This is a genomic window from Stenotrophomonas maltophilia, from assembly GCF_003970865.1.
In the GTDB taxonomy this organism is placed as follows: domain Bacteria; phylum Pseudomonadota; class Gammaproteobacteria; order Xanthomonadales; family Xanthomonadaceae; genus Stenotrophomonas; species Stenotrophomonas maltophilia_AR.
On record NZ_RXLZ01000008.1, the window covers coordinates 46,337 to 72,661 of the forward strand.

General features: G+C 67.1%; 23 protein-coding genes. 17 read left to right on the forward strand and 6 right to left on the reverse strand.

Translation table 11 applies throughout. From position 1 onward, the window contains the following. Positions 1–39: 39 nt before the first annotated feature. The 6 genes from dapE to map are packed head-to-tail and all read right to left on the reverse strand — an operon-like array spanning position 40 to position 6,987. A complete protein-coding gene (gene dapE, locus EKL94_RS04220; RefSeq protein ID WP_126928114.1) occupies positions 40–1,167 on the reverse strand; it encodes a succinyl-diaminopimelate desuccinylase in 1,128 nt (375 codons plus the stop codon). Then, positions 1,164–1,535, reverse strand: a complete 372-nt coding sequence (locus tag EKL94_RS04225) for an arsenate reductase (RefSeq protein ID WP_185829986.1) — start codon at positions 1,533–1,535, stop codon at positions 1,164–1,166. Before EKL94_RS04225 ends, dapE begins: the two co-directional genes overlap by 4 nt. Before the next feature lie 31 nt (positions 1,536–1,566). Then, positions 1,567–2,433: a hypothetical protein gene (locus tag EKL94_RS04230; protein WP_126928116.1), complete on the reverse strand. Its 867-nt coding sequence runs from the start codon at positions 2,431–2,433 to the stop codon at positions 1,567–1,569. A gap of 2 nt (positions 2,434–2,435) precedes the next feature. Beyond that, positions 2,436–3,515, reverse strand: coding sequence for a 2,3,4,5-tetrahydropyridine-2,6-dicarboxylate N-succinyltransferase (dapD, locus tag EKL94_RS04235; protein ID WP_126928117.1), 1,080 nt, complete (start codon positions 3,513–3,515; stop codon positions 2,436–2,438). Further along, on the reverse strand, positions 3,515–6,142 hold the full coding sequence (locus EKL94_RS04240) for a [protein-PII] uridylyltransferase (RefSeq protein WP_126928118.1): 2,628 nt from the start codon (positions 6,140–6,142) through the stop codon (positions 3,515–3,517). Before EKL94_RS04240 ends, dapD begins: the two co-directional genes overlap by 1 nt. 2 nt (positions 6,143–6,144) lie before the next feature. After that, positions 6,145–6,987 (reverse strand): type I methionyl aminopeptidase, encoded by an 843-nt coding sequence (gene map, locus EKL94_RS04245; RefSeq protein ID WP_080291753.1) that lies wholly within the window; start codon positions 6,985–6,987, stop codon positions 6,145–6,147. Between the two features lie 173 nt (positions 6,988–7,160). Here map and EKL94_RS04250 point away from each other — a divergent pair, with 173 nt between their 5' ends. The 17 genes from EKL94_RS04250 to EKL94_RS04330 all read left to right on the forward strand — a co-directional run bounded on the left by EKL94_RS04250 (position 7,161) and on the right by EKL94_RS04330 (position 26,248). Next, positions 7,161–7,691: a Csu type fimbrial protein gene (locus tag EKL94_RS04250; protein ID WP_126928119.1), complete on the forward strand. Its 531-nt coding sequence runs from the start codon at positions 7,161–7,163 to the stop codon at positions 7,689–7,691. Then, complete coding sequence (locus EKL94_RS04255; RefSeq protein WP_126928120.1) at positions 7,691–8,440, forward strand: fimbrial biogenesis chaperone; 750 nt, start codon at positions 7,691–7,693, stop codon at positions 8,438–8,440. Before EKL94_RS04250 ends, EKL94_RS04255 begins: the two co-directional genes overlap by 1 nt. A 7-nt stretch (positions 8,441–8,447) precedes the next feature. Beyond that, on the forward strand, positions 8,448–10,826 hold the full coding sequence (locus EKL94_RS04260) for a fimbria/pilus outer membrane usher protein (protein WP_126928121.1): 2,379 nt from the start codon (positions 8,448–8,450) through the stop codon (positions 10,824–10,826). Next, a complete protein-coding gene (locus tag EKL94_RS04265; protein WP_126928122.1) occupies positions 10,823–11,860 on the forward strand; it encodes a Csu type fimbrial protein in 1,038 nt (345 codons plus the stop codon). The genes EKL94_RS04260 and EKL94_RS04265 overlap by 4 nt, the downstream gene beginning before the upstream one ends. 231 nt (positions 11,861–12,091) lie before the next feature. Continuing rightward, entirely contained in the window at positions 12,092–12,310 is a 219-nt protein-coding gene (locus EKL94_RS04270) for a hypothetical protein (protein ID WP_126928150.1), read from the forward strand. Continuing rightward, a complete protein-coding gene (locus EKL94_RS04275) occupies positions 12,310–13,008 on the forward strand; it encodes a fimbrial biogenesis chaperone (protein ID WP_126928123.1) in 699 nt (232 codons plus the stop codon). Before EKL94_RS04270 ends, EKL94_RS04275 begins: the two co-directional genes overlap by 1 nt. A gap of 220 nt (positions 13,009–13,228) precedes the next feature. Then, complete coding sequence (gene rpsB, locus EKL94_RS04280; protein ID WP_005408748.1) at positions 13,229–14,035, forward strand: 30S ribosomal protein S2; 807 nt, start codon at positions 13,229–13,231, stop codon at positions 14,033–14,035. 126 nt (positions 14,036–14,161) lie between these two features. After that, positions 14,162–15,037: a translation elongation factor Ts gene (gene tsf / locus EKL94_RS04285; RefSeq protein WP_094000189.1), complete on the forward strand. Its 876-nt coding sequence runs from the start codon at positions 14,162–14,164 to the stop codon at positions 15,035–15,037. Positions 15,038–15,294: 257 nt separating this feature from the next. Further along, positions 15,295–16,833: a GGDEF domain-containing protein gene (locus EKL94_RS04290; protein ID WP_126928124.1), complete on the forward strand. Its 1,539-nt coding sequence runs from the start codon at positions 15,295–15,297 to the stop codon at positions 16,831–16,833. A gap of 121 nt (positions 16,834–16,954) precedes the next feature. Then, positions 16,955–17,683 (forward strand): UMP kinase, encoded by a 729-nt coding sequence (gene pyrH, locus EKL94_RS04295; RefSeq protein WP_010486325.1) that lies wholly within the window; start codon positions 16,955–16,957, stop codon positions 17,681–17,683. A 96-nt stretch (positions 17,684–17,779) separates the two neighbouring features. After that, a complete protein-coding gene (gene frr / locus EKL94_RS04300) occupies positions 17,780–18,334 on the forward strand; it encodes a ribosome recycling factor (protein ID WP_004151064.1) in 555 nt (184 codons plus the stop codon). 5 nt (positions 18,335–18,339) lie between these two features. Continuing rightward, entirely contained in the window at positions 18,340–19,107 is a 768-nt protein-coding gene (uppS, locus tag EKL94_RS04305) for a polyprenyl diphosphate synthase (protein WP_032127943.1), read from the forward strand. Further along, positions 19,104–19,940 carry a phosphatidate cytidylyltransferase gene (locus tag EKL94_RS04310; protein WP_110711707.1) on the forward strand — a complete coding sequence of 279 codons (837 nt, stop codon included), beginning with the start codon at positions 19,104–19,106 and terminating at the stop codon, positions 19,938–19,940. The genes uppS and EKL94_RS04310 overlap by 4 nt, the downstream gene beginning before the upstream one ends. A gap of 2 nt (positions 19,941–19,942) precedes the next feature. Next, positions 19,943–21,133 (forward strand): 1-deoxy-D-xylulose-5-phosphate reductoisomerase, encoded by a 1,191-nt coding sequence (locus EKL94_RS04315; RefSeq protein ID WP_126928125.1) that lies wholly within the window; start codon positions 19,943–19,945, stop codon positions 21,131–21,133. Between the two features lie 55 nt (positions 21,134–21,188). Further along, positions 21,189–22,547 carry an RIP metalloprotease RseP gene (rseP, locus tag EKL94_RS04320; RefSeq protein WP_126928126.1) on the forward strand — a complete coding sequence of 453 codons (1,359 nt, stop codon included), beginning with the start codon at positions 21,189–21,191 and terminating at the stop codon, positions 22,545–22,547. 74 nt (positions 22,548–22,621) lie between these two features. Continuing rightward, positions 22,622–24,985: an outer membrane protein assembly factor BamA gene (gene bamA / locus EKL94_RS04325; protein WP_126928127.1), complete on the forward strand. Its 2,364-nt coding sequence runs from the start codon at positions 22,622–22,624 to the stop codon at positions 24,983–24,985. A gap of 495 nt (positions 24,986–25,480) precedes the next feature. Further along, the gene (locus tag EKL94_RS04330; RefSeq protein ID WP_126928128.1) at positions 25,481–26,248 is read left to right on the forward strand and encodes a hypothetical protein; all 768 of its coding nucleotides are present in this window, start codon (positions 25,481–25,483) and stop codon (positions 26,246–26,248) included. The last annotated feature ends 77 nt before the right edge of the window (positions 26,249–26,325 follow it).

A 26,325-nucleotide genomic window follows, 5' to 3' on the forward strand; every position in this document is an offset into this window, starting at 1 on the left:
AGGCGTGCCGACCAACGGTCGGCACCCACCGTCGCAGGCTCACGCCAGCAGCCGTTCCACCAGGCGCTGGTACAGCCCCGGCAACGCTTCCAGATCGTCCACGCGCACGTTCTCGTCCACCTGGTGGATGCTGGCGTTGACCGGCCCCACTTCGATGCACTGCGCACCCAGCGGCGCGATGAAGCGCGCATCGGACGTGCCGCCGCCGGTGCTTTCTTCCGGGGCACGGCCGATGTGCTCGGCCAGCACCGCACGCGCGGTGGCGCGCAGCGTGCCTTCCGGGGTGTAGAACGGCTCGCCGCTGCGGTGCCACTTCAGCGTGTACTGCAGGCCATGCCGGTCCAGCAGTGCGGTGATCTCCGCCTCCAGCTTCGGCGCATCCCAGTGCGGGTTGTAGCGGATGTTGAAATCCACTTCGAGCTCGCCGGGAATCACGTTGTTGGCACCGGTGCCGGCGTGGATGTTGGAGATCTGCAGGCTGGTCGGCGGGAAACTCTCGTAGCCGTCATCCCAGCGCCGCGCGCTCAGTTCGGCCAGGGCCGGAGCGGTCTGGTGAATCGGGTTGCGTGCCTTTTCCGGATACGCCACGTGGCCCTGCACGCCCTGCACGCGCAGTTTGGCCGACAGGCTGCCACGACGCCCCACGCGCAGCAGGTCACCCAGGACCGTGGTCGACGACGGCTCGCCGGTGATGCACCAGTCGATGCGCTGGCCGCGCTCGGCGAACAGTCGCGCGACGTGGCGCACGCCATCGATGGCGTCGCCTTCCTCGTCGCTGGTCAGCAGCACCGCCAGCGTACCGGGATGATCGGGATGCGCGGCGACGAACTGCTCGGCGGCCACCACGAACGCGGCCACGCTGCCCTTCATGTCGGCGGTGCCACGGCCATACAGCACGCCATCGCGGATCTGCGGCGTGAACGGGTCGCTGGTCCAGGCCTCGCGCGGGCCCGTTGGCACCACGTCGGTATGGCCCAGCAGGACCAGGACCGGCGCGCCCTGCCCGTGGGTCGCCCACAGGTTGTCGACCTCGCCCAGGCGAAGGTGATCGCACTGGAACCCGGCCTGCTTCAGGCGTGCCGCCAGCAGGACCTGGCAGCCAGCATCATCGGGCGTCACCGAGGGGCGTGCGATCAGTTCGCAGGTCAGGTCGAGGACCGCGCTCATGCGTCACCCACACCGAAGCGGGCCTTGAAGCCGTTGTCACTGAAACCCTGGCTGACCGTGCCGTCGGCGGTGACCACCAGCGGGCGCTTGATCAGCTGCGGGTACTCGCGCAGCAGCAGCTTCCATTCGGCCTCGGAATCGGCGGCCTTGCGGTTGTCCGGCAGCTGCCGCCAGGTGGTGGAGGACTTGTTGACCATCGCGGCCAGGCCACCCAGCTGCGCTGCCCACGCCAGCAGCATTTCAGGGCTGGGTTTGTTGTCGCGGTAGTCGATGAAGGTGTACGGCACGCCGAAGCGGTCCAGCCACTTGGTCGCCTTCTTGCAGGTATCGCAGTTCTTCAAACCGTAGACAGTGGTGCTCATGGCCATCTGTGATGCTGGAAAACAGAGGGCCAGAATCTCACAACAGGCGCTCGGACACGACCCGGAACGGCACCCGTGGCAGCAGGAAGGCCAGCCCCTCGGCCAGGTTCACGCCCATCGCCTGCAGGCGCGGGCACTGCAGCTCGCCATCCAGCTGCAGCGGCTGCAGGCTGTCGATCTCCACCGGCAGCGCGATGCGGGTGCTGGCCCAGCGACAGTCGCAGGTGCGGGCGATGGCCTCGTCCTGGCAGGTGAGGAAACGCAGGAGGGCCTGATGGTCACTGAAGGCGGCCGTCCACGCCGCATCCTTCCAGCCCGCAGCGGCCTGCCACTGCAGGTGCAGCCCCGGCGCACTGCCCTGCCCGCCTTCGATCCGGGTGTGCCCACCGCCATCGGCGCGCACCACATGCTCGAAGCGCGCGGACAGGTGTGGCTGCATGGCATCGCTGAAAGCGCGCGCGCCAGCGACGAAGGCCAGCTGGTCCATCACGTTGCGATCGAACAGCACCACCGGTGTCCCGTCCGGATCGTCATCACGACGCAGGTACCAGCGCCAGTTGCTCTGCCTTGGCGACGGCATCAGGGAGCGCAGCGGCCCGGCCAACGCCGGCCCGAAGTGGCCGTGACGGTAACTGAGGATGGTGTAAGGCGTACGTCCGGCATGGACCACGTAATGATGGCCCGGCGGTGGCGTTGGTGCGTGGCGCACGTCGACCCACCAGCTCACGTAGACCACATCGCGCACGTCACTGACCAGCGCCGGCATCGGCCAGCGCCGCGACAGCGCGCGGCGCAGCCGGGTCCAGCGCGGGGCGTGCAGCAGGCGCGGCAGCATCCGCCCGAACAGGGTGTCGGACGGATGCCGGTAGATCGCGGACTGCGCCAGATCCTCCGGCGCAGCCACCTTCAGTCGGCCAGGCCGCGCAGCAGGTCGTTGACGCTGGTCTTGCTGCGGGTCTTGGCATCAACCTGCTTGACGATCACCGCGCAGTACAGCGAATGGGTACCGTCCTTGCTCGGCAGCGAGCCGGACACCACCACGCTGTACGGCGGGATGTAGCCGTAGGTGATTTCGCCGGTGGCACGGTTGTAGATACGGGTGCTCTGGCTGAGGAACACGCCCATGCCGATCACGCTGTGGTGACCGACCACCACGCCTTCAACCACTTCCGAACGGGCACCGATGAAGCAGTGGTCCTCGATGATGGTCGGGCTGGCCTGCAGCGGCTCCAGCACGCCGCCGATGCCGGCGCCGCCGGACAGGTGGCAGTGCTGGCCGATCTGCGCACAGGAACCGACGGTGGCCCAGGTATCGACCATGGTGCCTTCGCCGACGTAGGCGCCGATGTTGGTGAAGCTCGGCATCAGCACCACGTCCTTGCCGAAGTAGGTACCGCGGCGGGCGATCGCGCCCGGCACCACGCGCACGCCACCACGGCGGAACTTCGCTTCGTCATAGCCGGCGAAGCGCGATTCGACCTTGTCCCAGAACGGCGCCGGGCGGGCGTCGACCACGGCCATGTCGTTGACGCGGAAATACAGCAGCACGGCCTTCTTCAGCCACTCGTTGACCTTCCAGCCGCCCTGGCCGTCCGGCTCGGCGACGCGGAACTCGCCGCTTTCCAGGCCGTCGATCACGCGGTTGACCAGCGGCTTGGTCGAGCCTTCCAGCTCATGCAGGGTCAAGGTGGCGCGGCGCTCGAAGGCACTCTCGATGCCGAACTTCAGTTCTTCCACGCCCGGGGCCGACGGCTTGCGCAGCGACTTGCGGGCGATGGTTTCGGCGCGGACGGCTTCGGCGCTCTTGGCCGGCGCCGGCTTCTTCACAGCACGCTTCACCGCCGCCGTTTTCTTCGCCGGGGCCTTCACCGCAGCAGCCTTCTTCGGCGCGGTGGTCTTCTTCGCGGCCGGTGCGGCGGCAGCAGGTTTCCGGGCCGCTGCGCTCTTGGGGGTCGCGGCGGTCTTCTTGGCGGGCTTGGTGGCCATCAGGCGGGGTCTCCGGCGTTTCGATCAGGGTCCAGGCAGGCCAGCATCGCGTCATGCAGCTGCTGCCGGGCAGGTTCAGTCAGGGGGAGGTCGTGTTCGTCACTGATCACGAAGGTGTCTTCGGCGCGTTCGCCGAACGTGGCAATGCGCGCATCATGCACGCGCAGGCCCTGGTTGCGCAGCACGAACGCCACATCGGCCAGCAGGCCGGGGCGGTCGGGGGCGACCAGGGCAAAACGGGTTGCGCCCGGCTCATCGCGGAACTCGATGCGCGGGGCGAAACGGAAGTGCCGCAGCTGCCGTGGCACCACCCGGCGTGACGGCCGCAGGCGCGACAGGTCACCGCTGAGTGCCTCGCGCAGCGCCGCTTCCAGGTTGGCACTGCTGCCATCGGCGAAGGTATCGGCCGGGTTCACTTCGAAGGTATCGAAGATGGTATCGGCCGGACCGTCCAGCACGCGTGCGCGGTGGATGCCGTAGCCCTTGCGGTCCAGCGTCATCACGATCGCGGCGAACAGGCCGTCGCGGTCCGGCGAATGCACGAATACTTCCAGCGCGGGGTCGTCGACACTGATCCGGCGTACCTTCACCAGCGCCTGGCCCTGCTTCACCGGCACCAGCGCGGCGGCCTGCCAGGCCAGCTGCTCCGGGCGCAGGCGGATGAAGCCTTCGTCGGGCATCACCGCGAACTGGCGGTCGATGGTGGCATCGTCGTAACCCCGCTCGCGCACCAGTGCGCGCACGCTGTCACGCGCTTCGGCCACGCGCTCGGCCGCCGGCACCGGGTGTTCCAGCCCCTCGCGCAGCGCGCGCCGGGTGGCGAAGTACAGGTCGGCCAGCAGGCGGTCCTTCCAGGCATTCCACAGCTTCGGGCTGGTGCCGGCGATGTCGGCGCAGGTCAACAGGTACAGGTAGTCCAGGCGGTCGCGGCTGCCGACCAGGGTGGCGAAGCGATGGATCACCTCCGGGTCGGCGATGTCCTGCTTCTGCGCGGTCACCGACATGCGCAGGTGCTGTTCGACCAGCCACGCCACCAGTTCGGTATCGGACGTGCTCAGCGCATGCGCCTGGCAGAACGCGCGCGCGTCCACCGCGCCCAGCTCCGAATGGTCGCCGCCACGGCCCTTGGCGATGTCATGGAACAGGCCGGCCAGCAGCAGCAGCTCCGGCTTGCGCAGGCGCGGCCACACTTCATGCGCGATCGAGAAGCGCTCGTCGGCACGGCTGCTGGCGAACAGGCCGATATTGCGCAGGACCATCAGCGTGTGCTGGTCGACGGTGTAGACATGGAACAGGTCGAACTGCATGCGCCCGCTGACCTGGGCGAAGGCGGGAATCCACTGGCCAAGCACGCCCAGCCGCGCCATGCGCGAGAGCGTATCGACCGGGCGCTGGCCGCGCAGCAGCGCCAGGAACTGCTCGCGCGCATCGGCGTCGGCCTGGTCGTAGGCCGGCAACAGCGGCAGCGCTTCGGCCAGCGCGCGCGCGGTCAGCGAATGCAGGCCGCGCACCTGCGGGTTGTTGGCCCAGCTGGCAAACAGCGCGAACACCTGGCCGATATCACCGCGCGGCCAGTCGGCCTCGTTGGCCGCCAGGTAGCCACGGCGCAGGGAAAAGCCCACGGTCAGCGGTTCCGGCTGGGCCTCGCCATCGAATTGTTCCTCGAAGCGCTGCAGCAGGCGGTCGCTGATCCGGCGCACCACCAGCGCAGCGCGGTAGAAGCCCTGCATCATCTTCTCGACACCGAGATTCTCGGCATCGTCTTCAAAGCCCAGGCGTGCAGCCAGGGTCTTCTGGTAATCGAAACGCAGGCGCTCTTCCGGGCGACGCGCGACCAGATGCAGGCCAAAGCGCAGCCGCGCCAGCACCGCACGTTCGCGCTTCAGCGCCGCCGCTTCGTCAGCGCCCAGATGACCGAGCCCGACCAGCGCCTCCAGGTCACGCACGCCGAAGGCACGCAGTGCCATCCAGCCCAGCGTGTTGAGATCACGCAGGCCACCGGGGCCATCCTTGAGGTCCGGTTCCAGGTTGTCGGCGGTGTCGCCGAAACGCTGGTGGCGGTTGCGCAGCTCTTCCAGCTTGGCCAGGAAGAACGCGCGTGCCGGCCACAGTTCCCGATCGTCGATGGCCTCGCGCAGCGCGCGGCGCGCCGCATCATCGGCCAGGATCGGGCGCGCCTCGATCAGCGCGGTCAGCACGGTCTGGTCCGCCGCCGCCTCGCGGCACTGCGGCGCCGAACGCACCGCATGGCTGACCGCCAGCCCGCAGTCCCACAGCAGTGCGAACAGGCGTGCCAGTGCCGATTCATGCGCCAACTGTGCCGGCGGATCGCCGAACACCAGCAGGTCGATGTCCGACCGCGGGAACAGCTCACCGCGGCCGTAGCCACCCACCGCGAACAACGACAGCCCGCTATCGGCCGGCAGGCAACGCTGCCACGCCAGGCGGATCAGATGGTCGGCGGCACGCGCGCGCAGCGCCAGCAGGCGCTCGATGTTGTCGCCCTGGTCGAAGCGGCGGTACAGGCGGGCATCGGCCTGCTGCAGCGCCTGGCGCGCGGCAGCAGCCCAGTCCGGGTCGTTGGGCGACGCGGCCGGCGTGTCCAGCAGCGAACTCGCCGGCAGCATCTTCAGGAGACCTGCGACTCGCCCGGCGACAGGGTCAGCACGTCCACGCCGGTCTCGGTGACCGCGATCATGTGCTCCCACTGTGCCGACAGCTTGCGGTCCTTGGTCACCACGGTCCAGCCATCCGGCAGCACCTTGTTGTAGCGGGTGCCCTCGTTGATCATCGGCTCGATGGTGAAGGTCATGCCCGGCTGCAGCACCAGGCCCTGGCCCGGGCGGCCGTAATGCACCACCTGCGGCTCATCGTGGTAGACCTTGCCGATGCCGTGGCCGCAGTACTCGCGCACCACGCTGAAACGCTCGCCTTCGGCATAGCTCTGGATGGCATGGCCGATGTCGCCCAGGGTCGCGCCCGGTCGTACCGCGCGGATGCCGCGCCACATGGCTTCGTAGGTGGTTTCCACCAGGCGGCGGGCCATCACCGACGGCGTGCCTACGAAGTACATGCGGCTGGTGTCGCCGTGCCAGCCATCCTTGATGACGGTGACGTCGATGTTGATGATGTCGCCATCCTTGAGCACCTTCCCTTCGCTGGGGATGCCATGGCAGATGACGTTGTTGACCGAGGTGCACACGGTCTTCGGGAAGCCGCGGTAGCCGACGTTGGCCGGAACGGCGCCCTGCACGTTCACGATGTGGTCGTGGCAGATGCGGTCCAGTTCCTCGGTGGTGACACCGGGCTTGACGTGGGGGGTGACGATGTCGAGCACTTCGCTGGCCATGCGGCCGGCGATTCGCATCATCTCGATTTCCTGCGGGGTTTTCAGATTCACGCTCATGGCCCCCATTATCGCCGATCCGGCCGCAATCTGAACGAACGCCACCCAACTGGCGATCCGGGCCATGCACGGTTCCGGCAAGGAAAGTGAAAGCGTGATCGCCGCCACCCTTTCGCCTCCCTGTTTATCACGGAATACAGACACTTACGCCACCTAAGCTGGGGTCACCGTCGCCGAAGCGGTGCCGATCGTGCCGCCTTCGCCTTGTTCAACGGACCTTCGGGTCAGGGAGGTTGTCCATGCGATCCGCGCTTCGTTCCCCGCTTGTCTGGGCCCTGGCCGGGGTCCTGCTGTCCAGCCCGGCCCTGGCCGCAGACACCACCACCTTCAATGTCACCCTGGTGGTCACCAAGGCCTGCACGATCACGGCTGCTGCCGCCACCAACGTCGACTTCGGCACGGCGGCCTCGACCACCGCGACCCCCACCCTGGGCCAGGGCACGGTGACCGCCCAGTGCTCGGCACTGACGCCCTACACGATCTCGCTGAATGCGGGCGCCAATGCCAGCACCGCCAACGACGTCACCACCCGCCGGATGAAGAACACCAACGCCGCGGTGACCGCCAACAACTTCGTGGGCTACCAGCTGTACCAGGACGCCGCGCACACCCTGGTCTGGGGCGCCACCTCCGGCACCAACACCCAGGCTGGCATCGGCACCGGCCTGGCGGTGCCCTACATCGTCTACGGCCAGATCCTGAACCTGAGCACGAACAACCCGGCGACCGGTAACTACCTGGATACGGTTACCGCCACGATCACCTATTGATGGAGTACGCCCGCATGGCCGGACCCCGCCCGTGGCGCGCCACCGGCGTGGCGCTGCTCGTCCTGAGCCTGGTACTCGCCGCCCCGGCCGGAGCCACCAGCCTGCAGGTCGCCCCGACCAGCCTGCAGCTGGAAGCGCGCCAGCGTGCCGGCGAGCTTTGGCTGACCAACAGCGGCACCTCGCCGGTGAAGCTGCAGGTGCGGGTGTTCCGCTGGGTGCAGCAGGGCGGCCAGGAGCAACTGCTGCCCACCGATGAGCTGGTGGTCACCCCGCCGATGCAGGAACTGGCTGCCGGACAGCAGCAGCTGGTCCGGGTGATGCGTCCGGACAGGACGCCACCGCCTGCACAGCAGCACTACCGGTTGATTGTCGACGAGGTGCCCGATCTGGCCACCCGCGCCGAAGGCATGCAGTTCGTACTGCGCTATTCGATACCGGTGTTCGTGCAGCCCGCCGCCGGCAAGCTTGCGCCGCAGCTGCAGGCCCGCCTGGTGCAGTTGCCCGATGGCCGCAACGGCGTCGAGGTGGCCAACGCGGGCAACAGCTATGCGCAGATCGCCGATCTCGCGCTGGGCAGTGCCACGCGCCCGCGCATCGTGCATCCCGGACTGCTGGGTTACGTGCTGCCCGGGCAGGTGATGCGCTGGCCGATCGAGCGCACGGCGATCGACCGCGACAACGACCAGATCACGGCCAAGCTCAATGGCGAGTCGGAACAGACGCCGCTGTCGCCCCCATCGGCTCGCTGAGGCGTTGATGGGCGCGCTGCTTGCTGCCCTGGCTCCCGCGGCGATCCAAGCCGCCGATGTGTCCGGTGCAGCGGCCACCGCCGCCGCCGATGTATCAGGCATCTCCGCCGATGCGATCCTGCCACCGCCCACACCGTTGACCGCCAACCAGACGCTGTACCTGGACGTTTCGCTCAACAGCACCCCACGCGGACTGCTGCCTTTCATCGAGAACCGTGGCCGCCTGCAGGCCAGCCCCGACGTACTGCGCCAGCTCGGCTTCAACGCCCACGGCGATGCACCGGTGTACCTGGACCAGATCAGCGGCGCGGTGGTGCGCTATGACGCACGCCTGCAGACCCTGGCGCTGGACGTGCCGCTGGACCAGCTGACCTTGCCGACCACCGTGCTCAGCCGCCCGCAGACGCGCGCCCCCGCAGGCAGTGCCTCACCCGGGCTGCTGCTCAACTACGACGTGTATGGCAGCCGGGTGGATACGCTCGGCAACCTCAGCCTGAGCTCGGAACTGCGCCTGTTCGGCGTCGGCAACGGTACCTTCGAAAACACCGCGGTCAGCCGGCGCTACCAGCAGCCAGGCGACCGTCGCTGGCGCGGTGAGAGCGTGCGCCTGGATACGCGCTGGAGCCTGGATTTCCCCGACCAGGCGATGACGCTGGAGGTCGGCGATTTCTACAGCGGCTTCGTCGACTGGACCCGGCCGGTACGCCTGGGTGGCCTGCAGATCGGTCGTAACTACGGCCTGCAGCCCTATCGTGTACTGACCCCCACGCCCAGTTTCCTCGGCCAGGCGGTGGTGCCGTCCACGGTCGAGCTGTACGTCGATGGTCTGCGCCAGTACAGCGGCCAGGTCCCGGTCGGCCCGTTCCAGTTGGCGGCACAACCGGGCATCAGCGGCACCGGCAGCGCACAGGTGGTGGTGACCGATGCGTTCGGCCGCATGCAGACCCTGGATTTCAGCTTCTATGGCACCCAGCAGCTGCTGGCCAAGGGCCTGTCGGACTGGTCGGTCGGTGTTGGCCAGCTGCGCGAAGACTTCGGCCAGCGCTCCTTCGCCTACGACGATCGCACCGTGGCCAGTGCCAGCTGGCGCGGCGGCATCAGCGATACCTTTACCGGTGAAGCGCATGCCGAGGGCGGAGGCGGCCTGGCCCAGGCCGGCATCGGCGGCTGGTGGCTGCTGGGCGGCGCCGGCGTGTTCAACGCGGCCTATGCGCACAGCAATTACCACGGCCTGCAGGGCGGGCAGTGGGCACTGGGTTACAGCTGGAACAACCGTCGCCTCAATTTCAATCTACGCAGCGTGCGCAGCCACGGCGACTACCGCGACCTGGGCGCATTACAGGGCAACCTGCCGCCGAGCATCAGCGAACAGGCCACGGTCGGGCTGGATCTGCTGCGGCTGGGCACGCTCAGCGCCAGCTACCTGCGCCTGCGCTACCCCGATGGCGAAGACAACCGCTATGCCAGCCTGTTCTGGTCGCGCACCTGGAGCCAACGCTGGTCGGCCTACCTGTCGGTGAACCAGAACCTGGACCGGAGTGATGACCGCAGCATCTATCTGTCGGTGACCGCCAGCCTGGGCAACAACCGCCAGGCCAGCCTGTCCAGCCAGCGCAACGGCGACAGCCAGAGCTGGGTGGCCGACGTCACCCAGCCGGTGCCCGGCGATGGCAGTGCAGGCGGTATCGGTTGGCGCGCGCAGCTGCGCCACGGCGAGGACGGCAATGGTGGCCTGGCCGAAGTCGGCATCCTCAATGACGTCGGCCGCTACTCGTTCGGCGCCTCGCGCCAGGGCGGGCTCAACTATGCCTACGGCAGCGCCAGTGGCAGCCTGGTCTGGATGGGCGGGCACGCGTTCGCCACCCGCGAGGTCTCCGACGCGTTCGCGGTGATCAGCACCAACGGCGTCGGCGGCGTGCCGGTGCGGCTGGAGAACCGCCTGATCGGCGTCACCGATGATCGTGGCCTGTTGCTGGTCAGTCCGCTGCTGTCCTGGCAGCGCAACCGGGTCTCGATCGACACCCTGGACCTGCCCGAGGACATGCGTGCCGACCGCATCGAAGACTGGGTGACACCGCGCCAGCGCGCCGGTACCCACGTGACGTTCCAGTTGCGCTCGCGCCCCTCGCTGAGCCTGACGCTTCAGGGCATGGACGGGCAGCCACTGGAAGTGGGCAGCGAAGTGCAGCTGCCCGATGGACGCCAGGCCACGGTGGGCTATGACGGCCTGCTGTATCTGGAAGACGTTGCTGCCGGCAGCGTGCTGTACATCACCACCAGCCGCGGCCAGTGCCGGGTGAAGGTACCCGACCAGCCCAAGGTGGTGGCGTCCGGCGCCCGGCCGAAGCCGGCACCGCTGCTGTGCATCCCGGAGGTGGCGCCGTGAGGGTGCTGCTGCTCGGCATGCTGCTGGTCGTCGGCCTGCTCGCGGCACTACCGGCCCGGGCGACAGCGGTCTGCACGGCAACCGCGAACCCGACCCTGCCATTCGGCAACATCAACAGCAATGCTCCCGGCCCTACGGCGGCGACGCTGAACATCACAGTGACCTGCACTACTGCCGCACTGAGCCTGCTGGCCACCACCGGCGTACGCGTCTGCGTGGGTATCGGCGCAGGCAGTGGCGGCGGCAGCAGCGCCACCTTCCGCACGATGTCCACCTCCACCAGCAACACCATGAACTTCCAGTTGTACAACACCGCCAGCTACAGCCAGGCCACCGGCCTGGTGCCACGCGGCACGCCACCCGCGCAGGAACTGACCATGAGCTACAACGTGCCGCTGCTGGCCGGCGGCAGCGGTGCGCAGTCCGTGCAGCTGTTCGCGCAGATCCCTGCCAACCAGATCCTCGCTTCGGGTGCCTACAGCAGCAGCTTCAGCGGCGCCAACGTGGTGCTTACCTGGGCCTGGAACGAAGTCCTGCTCGGCAACGCCACCGTGCCGGCCGCCTGCAACGGCGGCGCGACCGGCACCAACAGCGCCAGTGCGGCCTTCAGCTTCACCGCCACTGCCAACGTGCTGCCGCAATGCGGCAGCTACGTCACCACCAACATGGACTTCGGCAACGTCACCGGCAGCATTCCCGCCAACATCGACCGGACCGCCACGCTCACGCTGACCTGCCTGAAGAACACCGCCTACCAGATCAGCCTCAACAACGGCCAGAACAACCCCGGCGCCTCCACCACCCGGCGCATGGCCACCACCATTGGCAGCGGCACCTACTACCTTCCCTATGAGCTGTACCGCGATGCCGCGCGCAGCCTGCGCTGGGGCAATACCCTCAACGTCGATACCGTTGGCGGCACCGGAAGTGGCAGCGCGCAGCAGCTGACCATCTATGGCCGGGTGCCGCCGGTCACCGGCCAGCCCCCGGCCGGTACCTACAACGATCTGGTGCAGGTGACCATCACCTATTGACCTGCGTGCCGACCAACGGTCGGCACCCACCGGGGTGGGTTTGGAATGGTCGGCACCCACCGGGGCAGGATTCGGTAGATCCACGCCATGCGTGGATGCGCGCATCACTCCTGCGCCAGGAGAAGTCGACTGGCAGTCGACTCTACAGTTCCGGCCGATCCGGCCGATACCGCGCAACGGGTCCTACAGCACGGTGGATGGCAGGTGGTTCGCGCACTTCTGATCGGGGCGATGCTGGTCGCCAGTACGCCCGCGTGGGCCGATCCCAGCAGCACCTCCCTGCAGATCCGGCTGACCGTGGTCGAGGGCTGCAGCGGTGATGCCGACAACGCCCGATGCGCGGCACCGCACCAGCGCAGCGACACGCCCGAGCTGCCGCAACAGATCCGCGACCTGGCGCCGCCGGCCGACAGCGACGACGCGGCGCCTGCCGTGACCGTCATCTACTGATGCGCATCCTGCTGAGCCTGCTGGTACTGCTGCTGGCGCTGCCCGCGGCGGCGCTGGACCTGGTGCCGACCACCCTGCAGCTGCCGGCCGAAGGGGGCCACGGCGAGCTGTGGCTGTACAACCCTGGACCCGGCCGCTGGCAGGGCGAGGTTCGGATCCTGGCCTGGGAACAGCAGGCCGACGCGGAAAAGCTGCGGCCCAGCGACCGGATCCTGGCCAGCCCTGCCCGGCTCGACCTCCCGCCCGGCACCCGTCAACGCATCTGGCTGCTGCCTCGGGAGACGCAGCCCGTTGCCATCGAACAGGCCTACCGGGTGATCCTGGCCCCCAGCGGACCGGACCTGCCACGCTACTCGCTGCCCTTGTTCCGGGGACACGCGGTGCCCGTGGCACGGCCGGACCTGCATGCCGGGATCGAACCCGGCACGTCGCATCCCTTTGTGCGACTGCGCAACGCAGGTACTGTTCACGCCCGCCTGCACGATCTTGCGTTCGTTGCCGGCGATGGCCACCGTACCCTGCTGCTGCCGGGACTGGCCGGCTACCTGCTGGCGGGCCAGGAGCGCCGCTGGGCCCTCCCCGCCCATGCCGACGGCTATGCCCGTGGTCATTTCCAGGCCCGGCTGCAGGACGGCCGCGTGGTCGATCTGACCGCGCCGAACCCGGCAATTGCAGCGAGCGCACCGAGCGGGCTATAATCGACCGGATTCCTGCCGCCTGCGTGCGCGGGAGACCGTCCACACCGGACGTCACCGGTGAATCCACACCTGCTGCCCCCATCCGTGCCGGGGTGCTCCGCAAGGAGTTCGGCCACGGAGGCAACAGGGAAGCCCAACCCCGGAACCGATCGCGCTTCCACGCGTCCCGCATACCTATCCCCGCGGGCGGAATCGCTGGTTCCATATCAGGAGTATTGCAATGCCCCAGGTCACCATGCGTCAGATGCTGGAAGCCGGCGTCCACTTCGGCCACCAGACCCGCTACTGGAACCCCAAGATGGCTCCGTACATCTTCGGCGCCCGCGGCAAGATCCACATCATCAACCTGGAAAAGACCGTCCCGCTGTTCAACGACGCGATGAACTTCATCTCGTCGGTTGCCCAGAAGCGCGGCACCGTCCTGTTCCTGGGCACCAAGCGCAGCGCCCGCGAAACCATCAAGGAAGAAGCCGAGCGTTGCGGCATGCCGTTCATGAACCAGCGCTGGCTGGGCGGCACCCTGACCAACTTCCGTACCGTCAAGCAGTCGGTTGCCCGCCTGAAGGAACTGGAAGCCGGTGAAACCGACGGCACCTTCGAGAAGCTGGTCAAGCACGAAGTGCTGGGCCTGCGTCGCGAGCGCGACAAGCTGGAAGCCTCGCTGGGCGGCATCAAGGACATGAACCGCCTGCCGGACGCCATCTTCGTGATCGACATCGGCCACGAAGACATCGCGATCAAGGAAGCCAAGAAGCTGGGCATCCCGGTCATCGCCGTGGTCGACACCAACTACAACCCGGAACTGGTTGATTACGCGATCCCGGGCAACGACGACGCCATCCGCGCTGTGCAGCTGTACGCCCGCGCCGCTGCCGACGCCGTGCTGGAAGGCAAAGCTGCTGCTCCGCACGCTGCTTCGGTGCGTGAGGAAGAGTTCGCTGAAGCCGCTGCTGAAGGCGAAGAGAAGCCGGCCCGCCGCGCTCCGGCCAAGAAGGCTGCCAAGAAGGGCGACGACGCCCAGGCCTGATCCAGGCCCCGGGGTGGACGCCCGGCGTCCACCCTCCCTGCGCGCAGCCTTTGGCGCGTGACAGGACCGTGTCACACGGGCCGGCCACCATGCCGGCCCAACCCCTTTCTTTCGTGAGGTAATCCCGTGGAAATCACTGCTTCCCTGGTCAAGGAACTGCGCGAGCGCACCGGCGCCGGCATGATGGAATGCAAGAAGGCTCTCACCGAAGCCAACGGCGACATCGACGCTGCCGCTGAAGCCATGCGCAAGTCCGGCGCTGCCAAGGCCGACAAGAAGGCTGACCGCGTGGCCGCCGAAGGCCGTCTGGGCCTGGCCCAGGATGGCGGCAAGGCCGTGCTGGTCGAAGTCAACTCGGAAACCGACTTCGTCGCCAACGATGACAACTTCAAGTCCTTCGTCAACGCCGTTGCCGCTGCCGCCCTGGCATCGGGCGCCACCGACGTCGAAGCCGTGAAGGCTGCCAAGCTGGCCGATGGCCGCACCGTTGAAGAAGCCCGCGCCACCGCCGTGCAGACCCTGGGTGAGAACATCCAGATCCGTCGCATGGTGAAGGTCGATGGCAACAACACCGTCGGCGCCTACGTCCACACCAACGGCAAGGTTGGCGTGCTGGTCGACCTGGTCGGCGGCGACGTCGAGCTGGCCCGTGGCCTGGCCATGCACGTGGCTGCCCTGAAGCCGCCGCACAACAAGGCTGCGGACGTTCCGGCCGACTTCGTCGAGAAGGAAAAGGAAATCGAGCTGGCCAAGATGTCCGAAAAGGACAAGGCCAAGCCGGCCGAGATCCTGGAAAAGATCATCAGCGGCAAGATCAACAAGATCGTCAGCGACGTGACCCTGTACGGCCAGACCTATGTGCTGGGCGACACCACCGTCGAGCAGGTGGTCAAGGCCGCTGGCGCCGACGTGGCTGGCTTCAAGCTGCTGATCGTCGGCGAAGGCATCGAGAAGGTGGTGGAAGACTACGCCGCTGAAGTTGCCAAGGCGATGCAGGTCTGATTCCAGCCTTCCGGCTGTGAAGCGACCAGAAGGAGCCGCGGGAAACCGCGGCTCTTTTTTTATGCATGGCCAAGGGGTGAACCCATGCCCCATCGGTGGGTGCGCACCGTTGGTGCGCACAACCGGCACCTTTGCGTTGCGCGCGAATCAAGCCGATACTCGGCGCAGGGAATCCACAGTCACATAGCAGGAACGAAAATCGCGGACTGTGATGCATTCCTAGGTATTCTTGTCCCAATGGAATTGAACGACCCGACATGCCTCCCGAGCTGACAGCTGCCCTGGCGCTCTGCCGCAACCTGCCTTCGCCACCCGGTATTGCCCTGCGCATCATCGAACTGGCACAGGACCCGGAAGCGGACATCGCCACCGCCGCCGACATCATCGCCATCGACATGGCGCTGAGCGCTCGCATGCTGCGCATCGCCAATTCGCCGCTGTACGCCAGCCGCCGCCGCATCGAGAACCTCGGCCAGGCACTGACCATGCTCGGCCTGAATGCCACGATCAGCCTTGCCCTGGGCTTCACCGTCACCCAGGGCCTGACCGGCGGCGCCGGTGCCGACCACGACCTGCGCCAGCGCGCGTGGAAGCGCAGCATTCTCAGCGCACTGGCCGCCAGCCAGCTGGGCCAGGCCCGCGGCCTGCGCCGGCTGGAGGAACTGATGCTGGCCGGGCTGCTGCAGGACCTGGGCGTGCTGTGCCTGGCCCAGGCCGAGTCGGAACGCTACCTGCCGCTGCTGCGCGAAGCCCGTGACAACACGGATCTGGTTGCCCGCGAGCGCGACGCACTCGGTTGCAGCCACGCCGATGTCGGCGCCTGGGTGGCCGAGCAATGGGGCCTGCCCCGCTACCTGGTGGAGAGCATCAGCCACAGCGAGGACGACGACGCAGCCGATTCGCCGTTCCAGGCCTGCGTGCAGCTGTCCGGCGCTGTCGCCGACATCTGGCTGGACCAAGACGCCGATGCCGCCCGCGAGCGCGCCCTGCACCAGGTGCATGACCGGCTGGAACTCGACAGCGCCCGCTTCGACCAGGTGCTGACCCGCATCAGCGAGGCCCTGCCGGACATCGCCAGCCTGTTCGAGGCTGGCCTGAACTCGCCCTCGCGGGTCCGTGAGCTGATCGACCACGCGCAGGAGCTGGCCACCCTGCGCAACCTGCGCGAGCTGCAGGATGCCGACCAGGCGCGCCGCCGCGCCGACGAATTCGAGGCGCGGGCCAAACGCCTGGCCGACCAGGCCCACCGCGACGCCCTGACCGGCGTGCTCAACCGCCGCCAGCTGGAGGCAGTGCTGGAGCAGGAGTTCCTGCGCGCCGGGCGCCAGGGCTGGCCGCTGTCGGTGGCCTTCATCGACCTGGACGACTTCAAGAAGATCAACGATGCCCACGGCCACCTGACCGGCGACGAGGTGCTGCGCGCCTTTGCCGGCAAGCTGCAGGGCCAGCTGCGCAACAGCGACACCGTGGCCCGCTTCGGCGGCGAGGAATTCGTCGCCCTGCTGCCCAATACCAGTGAATCGGTGGCACTTGACGTGATCCGGCGCGTGCTGGCCAACATCGTCGCCACGCCGATGGCCGAGCTGGAGGGCGGGCCGCTGTTCGTCACCTTCTCCGCCGGCGTGGCCACCCAGGGCGGCTACGAGCGCTTTGCCGACGTGCAGGACCTGCTGCGCGCCGCCGACGATGTGCTGTACCGATCGAAGAACCTGGGCCGCAACCGGGTGATCGCCCGCTCCCCCGGCGCCCTCGGCCACGACGAGCTTTCAGCCACCGCCGGCGCCGAGCTGGGCTGAACGGGACGCCCCGCGTGAGCGGGGCGGATGGCAGGATTTCGCGCCGCAGTGCACAAAACACTTTGGCCCAACGCCGCATGCGCGTAGAATCGCCCGCGATTTCCACGCACCCGAGGTCCCTATGTCCAAGCTCGCCTATCGCCGCATCCTTCTGAAACTGTCCGGGGAGGCGCTGATGGGAGATGAGGACTACGGCATCGACCCGAAGATCATCAATCGCCTGGCCCGCGAGGTCATCGAAGCCCAGCAGGCCGGTGCCGAAGTAGCCCTGGTGATCGGCGGCGGCAACATCTTCCGCGGCGCCGGCCTGGCCGCTGGCGGCATGGACCGGGTCACCGGCGACCAGATGGGCATGCTGGCCACGGTCATCAACGCCCTGGCCATGCAGGACGCCCTGGAAAAACTGGGCGCCAAGGCCCGCGTGATGAGCGCGATCAAGATCAACGACGTGTGCGAGGACTACATCCGCCGCCGCGCCATCCGCCACCTGGAAAAGGGCCGCCTGGTGATCTTCGCCGCCGGTGTCGGCAGCCCGTTCTTCACCACCGATTCCGGCGCCGCCCTGCGCGCCATCGAAATCGGTGCGGACCTGCTGCTGAAGGCGACCAAGGTCGATGGCGTGTATGACAAGGACCCGAACAAGCACAGCGATGCGGTCCGCTTCGACAGCCTGAGCTACGACGAAGTGATCCGCCGTGGACTGGAAGTGATGGATACCGCCGCCTTCGCACTGGCCCGCGACAGCGACCTGCCGATGCGCGTGTTCGACATGGGCCAGCCGGGTGAACTGCTGAAGATCCTCAGCGGCGAGAACATCGGCACCCTGGTCCAGGGCCGCGACCCGGCCTGAGCCTGAGCGCCAGGCGAGCTCCGGGCCGATTCAGGCCCGGCAGCGTCCCGTATTCGCCTATAATCGCCCGATTCCAGTTACACCCAGGACCGGGCGATGCTCAACGACATCAAGAACAACGCGCAGACGCGCATGGCCAAGAGCATCGACGCTCTTAAGCACACCCTCACCTCGATCCGCACCGGCCGCGCCACGCCGGCGCTGCTGGACCGGGTCACGGTCAATGCCTACGGCAACGCCAGCACCCCGCTGAACCAGGTTGCGTCGATCTCCAACGCCGACGCCCACTCGCTGCTGGTCACGCCGTTCGACAAGAGCATGATCAAGGAGATCGAGAAGGGTCTCTACAACGCCGAGTTCACTCCGAACACCCTGGGCACCGCGATCCGCATCAACATGCCGCCGCCGACCGAAGAGCGCCGCAAGGAGCTGGCCAAGCAGGTGCAGAAGGAAGGTGAAGGCGCCAAGATCGCGATCCGCAACATCCGTCAGGACGCGAACAAGGAAATCGCCAAGCTGGACAAGGACAAGGCGATCAGCGAAGACGAGAAGAAGCGCGGCGAAGACGACATCCAGAAACTGACCGACGCCAATATCAAGGACGTCGACAAGGTCGTCGCCGACAAGGAAAAAGAACTGCTGTCGGTCTGAAGTCGATGCCTTCAGTCCCGCCTCCGTTGCCGGCTGCCCTGCCCCGCCACATTGCCATCATCATGGATGGCAATGGGCGCTGGGCACAGCAGCGCCGTCGTCCGCGCGTGATCGGCCACCGTGCCGGCGCGCGAGCGGTCAACCGCACCATCGAGCGCTGCCTTGAGCTGGGTATTCCGGCGTTGACCCTGTTCGCGTTCTCCAGCGAGAACTGGGGCCGGCCGCAGGAAGAAGTCGATGCGTTGATGAAGCTGTTCCTCGGCGCGCTCGACCGCGAAGTGGACGAGCTGCATCGGCGTGGCGTGCGCGTGCGCTTCATCGGCGAGCGCGAACGCTTCGGTGCCGGGCTGGTCAGCCGCATGCAGCTGGCCGAGCAGCGCACCGCAGACAACACCACCCTGACCCTGTCGATCGCCGCCAGCTACGGTGGCCGCCAGGACATCGCCCGTGCTGCGCGCGCGCTGGCCGCTGAAGTCGCCGCCGGCCGCCTGCTGCCCGAACAGATCGACGAATCGCTGCTGGGCAGCCAGGTCGCCCTGGCCGACCTGCCGCCACCGGACCTGTTCATCCGCACCGGTGGCGACACCCGCATCAGCAACTTCCTGCTGTGGCAGCTGGCGTACACCGAGTTGTGGTTCACCGAGGCGCTGTGGCCGGACTTCGATCCCGCTCTGCTGCAGCAGGCGCTGGACGCCTATGGCAGCCGTGAGCGTCGTTTCGGCCTGACCAGCGCCCAGATCGCCGCACTGGCCACCGAGACTTCCAGCCCATGACCAAGACCCGAGTCCTTGCCGCGCTGATCATGGCGCCGGTCGCCATTGCCGCGATCCTGCTGCTGCCGACCCAATGGCTGGCAGCGGCTGCCGCTGCGGTGCTGCTGATCGGCCTGTGGGAGTGGCTGAAGCTGGCCGGCATCGAAGACACCCTGGCACGTACCGTGCTGCTGGTGCTGAACCTGCTGCTGATGGTGCTGCTGGTCTGGGCCGATGGCAGCACGCTGGTGCTGTTCCAGATAACCACGCTGGCCGGCGTTGCCTGGTGGCTGGCGGCTCTGGTCTGGCTGCGCTTCTTCAATTTCGGCGCACAACCGTCGGCACCCTCGCGCATCGTGAAGATGCTGGCCGGTACCCTGGCCATCGTTCCGGCCTGGGCCGCGCTGGTGCTGATCCATGCGGGCGGCGATCCGCCGGGCAAGCAGGGCCACCTGTGGCTGCTGGCTGCCCTGGCACTGGTCTGGGCGGCTGATTCGGGCGCCTATTTCGCCGGCCGTCACTTCGGCAAGCACAAGCTGGCCCCGCGCATCAGCCCGAACAAGACCTGGGAAGGCCTGTTCGGCGGCCTGCTGGCCGGTGTCGCCGTGGCCCTCGGCCTGGGCTGGCTGGCCGGCATCGACGCCGGGCACCTGCCGGGCCTGCTGATCACCTCGGTGGTGGCCGTGTTCGCCTCGGTACTGGGTGATCTGTTCGAAAGCCTGATCAAGCGCCACGCGGGCGCCAAGGACTCGGGCCACCTGATCCCGGGCCATGGTGGCGTGCTCGACCGTGTCGACGGCGTCCTGGCTGCAGTGCCGGTGTTCGCACTCGGCAAGGAAATCTTCGGGTTCTGACCATGAATGCAGTCGCAGACCTGCGCCGGGTCGCCGTATTCGGCGCCACCGGCTCGATCGGTGCCTCCACGCTGGACGTGATCGCCCGCCACCCGCAGCGCTACCAGGCCACGGTGCTCGCCGCCGGCCGCCAGGTACAGGCGCTGCTGGCGTTGTGCCGCCAGCACCGGCCCGCGCACGCGGTGATCGCCGACGAATCGCTGTTCGCTGAGCTGCGCGACGGCCTGCGCGATGCCGGACTGGCCACCGAGGCGCATGCCGGCCATGCCGCGTTGGACCAGCTGGCCGCCAGCGATGCCTGCGACACCGTGGTCGCCGCCATTGTCGGCGCTGCCGGCCTGTCCTCGACCCTGGCCGCCGCCGCCGCGGGCAAGCGCATCCTGCTGGCCAACAAGGAATCGCTGGTGCTGGCCGGTGAACTGCTGACCCGCACCGCTGAACGCGCCGGTGCCGAGATCATCCCGATCGACAGCGAACACAGTGCGATCTTCCAATGCCTGCGCTCGCGCGATGCCAGCGTCGATGGCGCCGGCGTGCGTCGCATCCTGCTGACCGCCTCCGGCGGCCCGTTCCGCGGCCGCAGCCGCACCGAACTGGCACAGGTCACCCCGGCGCAGGCCGTTGCCCACCCGAAGTGGTCGATGGGACCGAAGATCTCGGTCGATTCGGCGACGTTGATGAACAAGGGCCTGGAAGTGATCGAGGCCCACCACCTGTTCGGCATCCCCGGTGAGCGCATCGAAGTGCTGGTGCATCCGCAGAGCCTGGTCCACTCCCTGGTCGAGTTCGTGGACGGTTCGACCCTGGCGCAGATGGGCCTGCCGGACATGCGCACCACCCTGGCCGTTGGCCTGGGCTGGCCACAACGCATCGAATCGGGCGTGTCCGGGCTGGATCTGCTGGCCCAGGGCCGGTTGGATTTCGAGGCCCCCGACACCGACGCCTTCCCCTGCCTGGCCCTGGCCTGGCAGGCAATGCAGGCCGGCGGCACCGCGCCGGCGGTGCTGAACGCTGCCAATGAAGAAGCCGTTTCAGCGTTTCTTCAGGGCCGGATCGGTTTCCTGACCATCCCGGAGCTGGTTGCTAACGCTCTTTCAACACTGCCGACCCAGCCAGCCGATACACTGGAGGTCCTGTTGTCCGCCGACCAGCGGGCACGCCAGCTGACCCTGAACGCCATCGACGCCGCCTGAACGACCGCCTCGCCCAGCATGACGACGCCGCCCCTGCCCGCCACTGTGAGCCTGCATGACTGACTTCATCGGATCGGTCTGGTGGATGATTGTCAGCCTCGGGCTGCTGGTCACGTTCCACGAGTTCGGGCATTACTCGGTCGGGCGCCTGTGCGGGGTCAAGATCCTGCGCTTCTCGGTCGGCTTCGGCCGGCCGCTGTGGTCGCGCCGCGACAAGCACGGTACCGAGTTCGCCATCGCCGCCATCCCGCTGGGCGGTTATGTGAAGTTCCTCGACGAACGCGAGGTTGAGGTTCACCCGCACGAGCGCGGCCAGGCCTTCAACCACAAGACCGTCTGGCAGCGCATCGCCATCGTCGCCGCCGGACCGATCGCCAATCTGCTGCTGTGCATCCTGCTGCTGTGGGCGATGTTCGTGATCGGCAAGCAGGACTATTCGCCGACCATCGGCCGTGTCAGCGGCATCGCGGCCAGCGCCGGCCTGACCAGCGGCGACCGCGTGCTGCGCGTGGACGAGCGCCCGGTGGTCACCCTCGGCGAGGCCAGCATGGCGCTGACCGCCGCAGCAATGGATCGCCGCGACGTGAAGCTGGAAGTGCTGGACCCGGCCGACCAGGTGCGCGTGCGCACCCTGCCGCTGTCGCAGCTGCCCCCCGGTTTCGATGAACGGCGCGTGCCGATCCTGGCCGGCCTGTACTGGCAGTCGTGGCTGCAGCCGGCGTTGGTCGAGTCGCTCACTGCGGACTCCGTGGTGACCGGGCAGCTGCAGCCCGGCGACCTGATCGTGGCGATCGACGGCCAGCGCATCGACGGCGCCGACCAGGTCATCGGCGAGATCCAGACGCTGGGCCGCGCTGGCGGCCCGGGCATGATCGAGGTCCTGCGGGGCGGTGAGCGCCTGGCGCTCGAAGTCACCCCGCGCAAGGGCCAGGACGCCAAGGGCGAGCCGATCTGGCAGATCGGCGTTCAGTTCCCGACCAAGTTCAGCCCGCCATACGACACCCTGCTGCGCTACGGCCCGCTGGATGCGGTGACCGTGGCGGTGCGCGAAACAGGCCGCCTGGCGGCCGATTCGCTGGGCATGATGGGCCGCATCGTCACCGGCAAAGCCTCGCTGCAGAACGTTTCCGGGCCAGTGACCATCGCCCGCGTGGCCAATGTTTCAGCCAAACGCGGCCTGGACTGGTTCCTGCAGTTCCTTGCCCTGCTGTCACTCAGCCTGTGCATCATCAACCTGTTGCCGATCCCGATCTTGGACGGCGGCCACCTGCTGTATTACCTTATCGAGTTGGTCAAGGGCAGCCCGCTGAGCGAGCGTGCCATCGCCGCCGGCCAGTACATCGGCCTGGCGTTGCTGGCCGGGCTGATGGGGTTGGCGTTCTACAACGACATCCTCGGCCTGGTCCCGCGATGAACTTTTCCACGTTGTTGCCGTCTACAGCGTCGGCATCCCGCACCAATGAAATCGACCTTCCTACCGGACGTGACATGACGCGACTCCCCAATCGCCGCCTGCTGGCCCTCGCCCTCGCCGCCGTCACCGGCGCTCCCGCCCTGGCCCAGGCAGCCGAGCCCTTCACTGTCAGCGACATCCGCGTGGATGGCCTGCAGCGCATCAGCTCGGGCACGGTATTCACCTACCTGCCGGTGGAGCGTGGCGAGACGGTCACCGACAACAAGGTCGGCGAGACCATCCGCGCCCTGTACAAGACCGGCTTCTTCGAAGATGTGCAGCTGGACCGCCAGGGCAGCATCCTGGTGGTGACCGTCAAGGAACGCCCGGCGATCAACAAGCTGACCGTGACCGGCAACAAGGACATCAAGTCCGAGCAGCTGCTCAAGGGCCTGTCCGACATCGGCCTGACCGAGGGCGGCACGTTCGATCGCCTGAGCCTGGACCGCGTGACCCAGGAACTGCGCCGCCAGTACAACGACCGCGGCAAGTACAACGTCGAGATCACCCCGACGGTGAGCCCGCTGGACCGCAACCGCGTGGACATCGCGATCGCCATCAAGGAAGGCAAGGCGGCCAAGATCCGTCACGTCAACCTGGTCGGCACCGAGAAGTTCGAGAGCAAGGACATCCTGGAGACCTGGGAGTCCAAGGAGCACAACTGGGCGTCGTGGTACCGCCGTGACGACCAGTACTCCAAGGAAAAGCTGTCCGGCGACCTGGAAAAGCTCAATTCCTGGTACCTCGACCGCGGCTATGTCGACTTCAGCATTGATTCGACCCAGGTGTCGATCAGCCCCGACAAGCGCGACATGTTCCTCACCGCCGGCGTGACCGAAGGTGCGCAGTACAAGATCTCCGAGATCAAGGTCAGCGGCGACACGATCCTCCCGCAGGAGGACGTCGAGCGCATGGTGATCCAGAAGTCCGGCGACACGTTCTCGCGTGCGCTGCTGGAATTCAGCTCGGACACCATCACCAACTCGCTGTCCAACATCGGCTACGCGTTCGCCAAGGTGAACCCGATCCCGACCACCAACCGCCCCGAGCAGACCGTGGCGATCAACATGCAGGTCGTGCCCGGCCCGCGCGTGTCGGTGCGTCGCATCCTGTTCCGTGGCAACACGCGTACATCCGACGAAGTGATGCGTCGCGAAATGCGCCAGTTCGAGAACAGCTGGTACTCGCAGGCCGCGATCGACCGTTCCAAGATCCGCCTGCAGCGCCTGGGCTACTTCGAGTCGGTGGACGTGGAAACCCCGGCCGTCAGCGGCAGCAACGACCAGGTCGACGTCGTCTACAACGTCAAGGAAACCACGTCCGGCAGCTTCGTGTTCGGCCTGGGCTACTCGCAGTCCTACGGCATGACCACCTCGGTGCAGCTGTCGCAGAACAACTTCCTCGGCGGCGGCAACCGCGTGTCGGTCGAAGCCTCGCGCAGCAGCTACCTGCAGCGCTACGGCTTCAGCTACACCAACCCGTACTTCACCGATGACGGCGTGTCGCTGGGCTACAACCTGTCCTGGCGCGAGCTGGACTACTCCGACTTCAACACCGCGCAGTACAACAGCACCAATGGTTCGGCGCAGGTGGTGTTCGGCGTGCCGATCACCGAGACCGATACCGTCTCGCTGATGTTCGGCATCGACAGCAACCAGATCACCACCTACCCTCGTTCGACTCCGCAGTCGATCATCGACTACATCAATGTACTGGGCAGCAAGACCTTCCACGCCTGGCGCACGGAACTGGGCTGGGCGCGTGACTCGCGCAACGACTATTTCATGCCGACCCGCGGTACCTACCAGCGCGTTGGCCTGGAAACCACACTGCCGGGCTCGACCATCGAGTACTACAAGCTGAACTACCAGATCAGCAAGTATTGGCCGATCATGCCGTCGCTGGTGATCAACACCCGTGCCGAAATCGGCTACGGCGACAGCTACGGCAGCGACAAGACCGCAGTGGTGCCGGACGTGGACGGCAACCTGCGCTCGGTCACTGCCAAGGGCCTGCCGTTCTACGAGAACTTCTATGCCGGTGGTACCAACTCGGTGCGCGGCTTCGAGGACAACACCCTTGGTCCGCGTGAAGTCACCTCCGGTTATCCGGAAGGCCAGCCGCTGGGTGGTTCGCTGAAGACCGTTGGTTCGGTCGAAGCCTACTTCCCGCGCCTGTTCGACAGCCCGTCGGCACGCGTGTCGGCCTTCGTCGACTTCGGTAACGTCTATACCGGCGTGGACAATTTCAAGGCCAACGAACTGCGCGTTTCCACCGGTGTGGCCCTGCTGTGGCGCGCCCCTGTCGGCCCGATCTCGATCAGCTATGCCTTCCCGCTCAAGAAGGAAGACGGCGACAAGATCGAGCGTCTGCAATTTACCTTCGGCGGTCAGTTCTAAGAACTGACCACCGAAGGTGCGCCGCGGCTTGCTGCGCAAGCAGCGGGTCCCGACCTACCCCCTATCCCCCGCGCCGTTGGCGCGCCCCCTTAACAAAGGGGGGCTCTCCACCAGACGGGGTGCGAAGCGCCGGGCTCTGCCCGGCGTTTTCGTTTGGCCCGGATGCTGGAAGCACCCGCTCTGCTCTTGATCTTTTCTGTTTTTCCGTGGCTGGCACTCGCGCCACACCGCCGGAGGTCGGACGGGGTGGGGCTGCGGGGGTGTGAGCCGCATGGGCCCGAGGCATGCCTCGGGCCCATGCGGCTCACGCCCCCGCAGCCGGACCCACCCCGCCTTCGACAAATTTCTGCAATCTGCCGGGGAGTCGTTCTGCGCTGCTGTTGGTAGGTGTCGACCTTGGTCGACACGGTAGATCCACGCCATGCGTGGATGGAGCGTTCATGGTAAGGCCGATGCTCCGCTCTTTTCGTTTGGGATTGCCGCTAGGCTGTGGTCATGAAGATCACTTCCATTCCATTGGACAAGGCCGTTGTGGACGGCCCCATCGATGCCTTCAGCCATGCGTTGCTGGGCGATTCGCCCACGCTGGATGAGGTGCTGGAATACCTGGCCTCACAGCACGCGGCTGATCCCCGGTATCGCTATCTGTGCACGCTCGACGATGCCGGCCAGTGCCGCTACACCAGCATGCACGCGTCCGATGACGAACGCATCGCGCTGTACGAGGACGAAGACCCGGCGACGCCGGAAGATGCGTTGGCGGCACGTGAGCGGTTGCTGGCGCACGTCGTCGCGCAGCTCGAGCATTCCACGCATCGGCTGCAGTGGACAGCGCTGGCGGGCACGTTGATGTGCAGCGACGAGGACATCGAGGCGCTGGTCGCCGCCAATGCGAAGCCAGATCTGATCGTCGATGCCGTGGTCTGCGTGCAGCAGGTGCCGGTGGACCGCGATGACCTCCTGATCGCCGCCCTGCCCAACGGTTACTTCAGCGCGGACTGGGACCTCTTCCAGAACCACGCCCTGATACTGCATCTGCAGGAGCGTTACGACTACCACCTGTTCGGGCTTGGCGCATCGTGGCTCGGCTTCGAGCGCGACAGCGTACCGTCGCCTGCACAGGCGAACGCGTTGGTCGCTGACCTGCAGCGTGTCTACGCTGCAGGAACGGACGTCACCTGGTCACAACTGGCCACAACGCTGGCCACCCGCACCACGTTGCTGCTGGGTTACACCGAAGACTTCAGCGAACAGCTGCCCTGAGCACTGTTCCAATCGAGCGAGCACAGCGAGCGACCCGCTTCCGCTCTTGATCTGCTTCCCGTAGTTGCCGCGCCCGG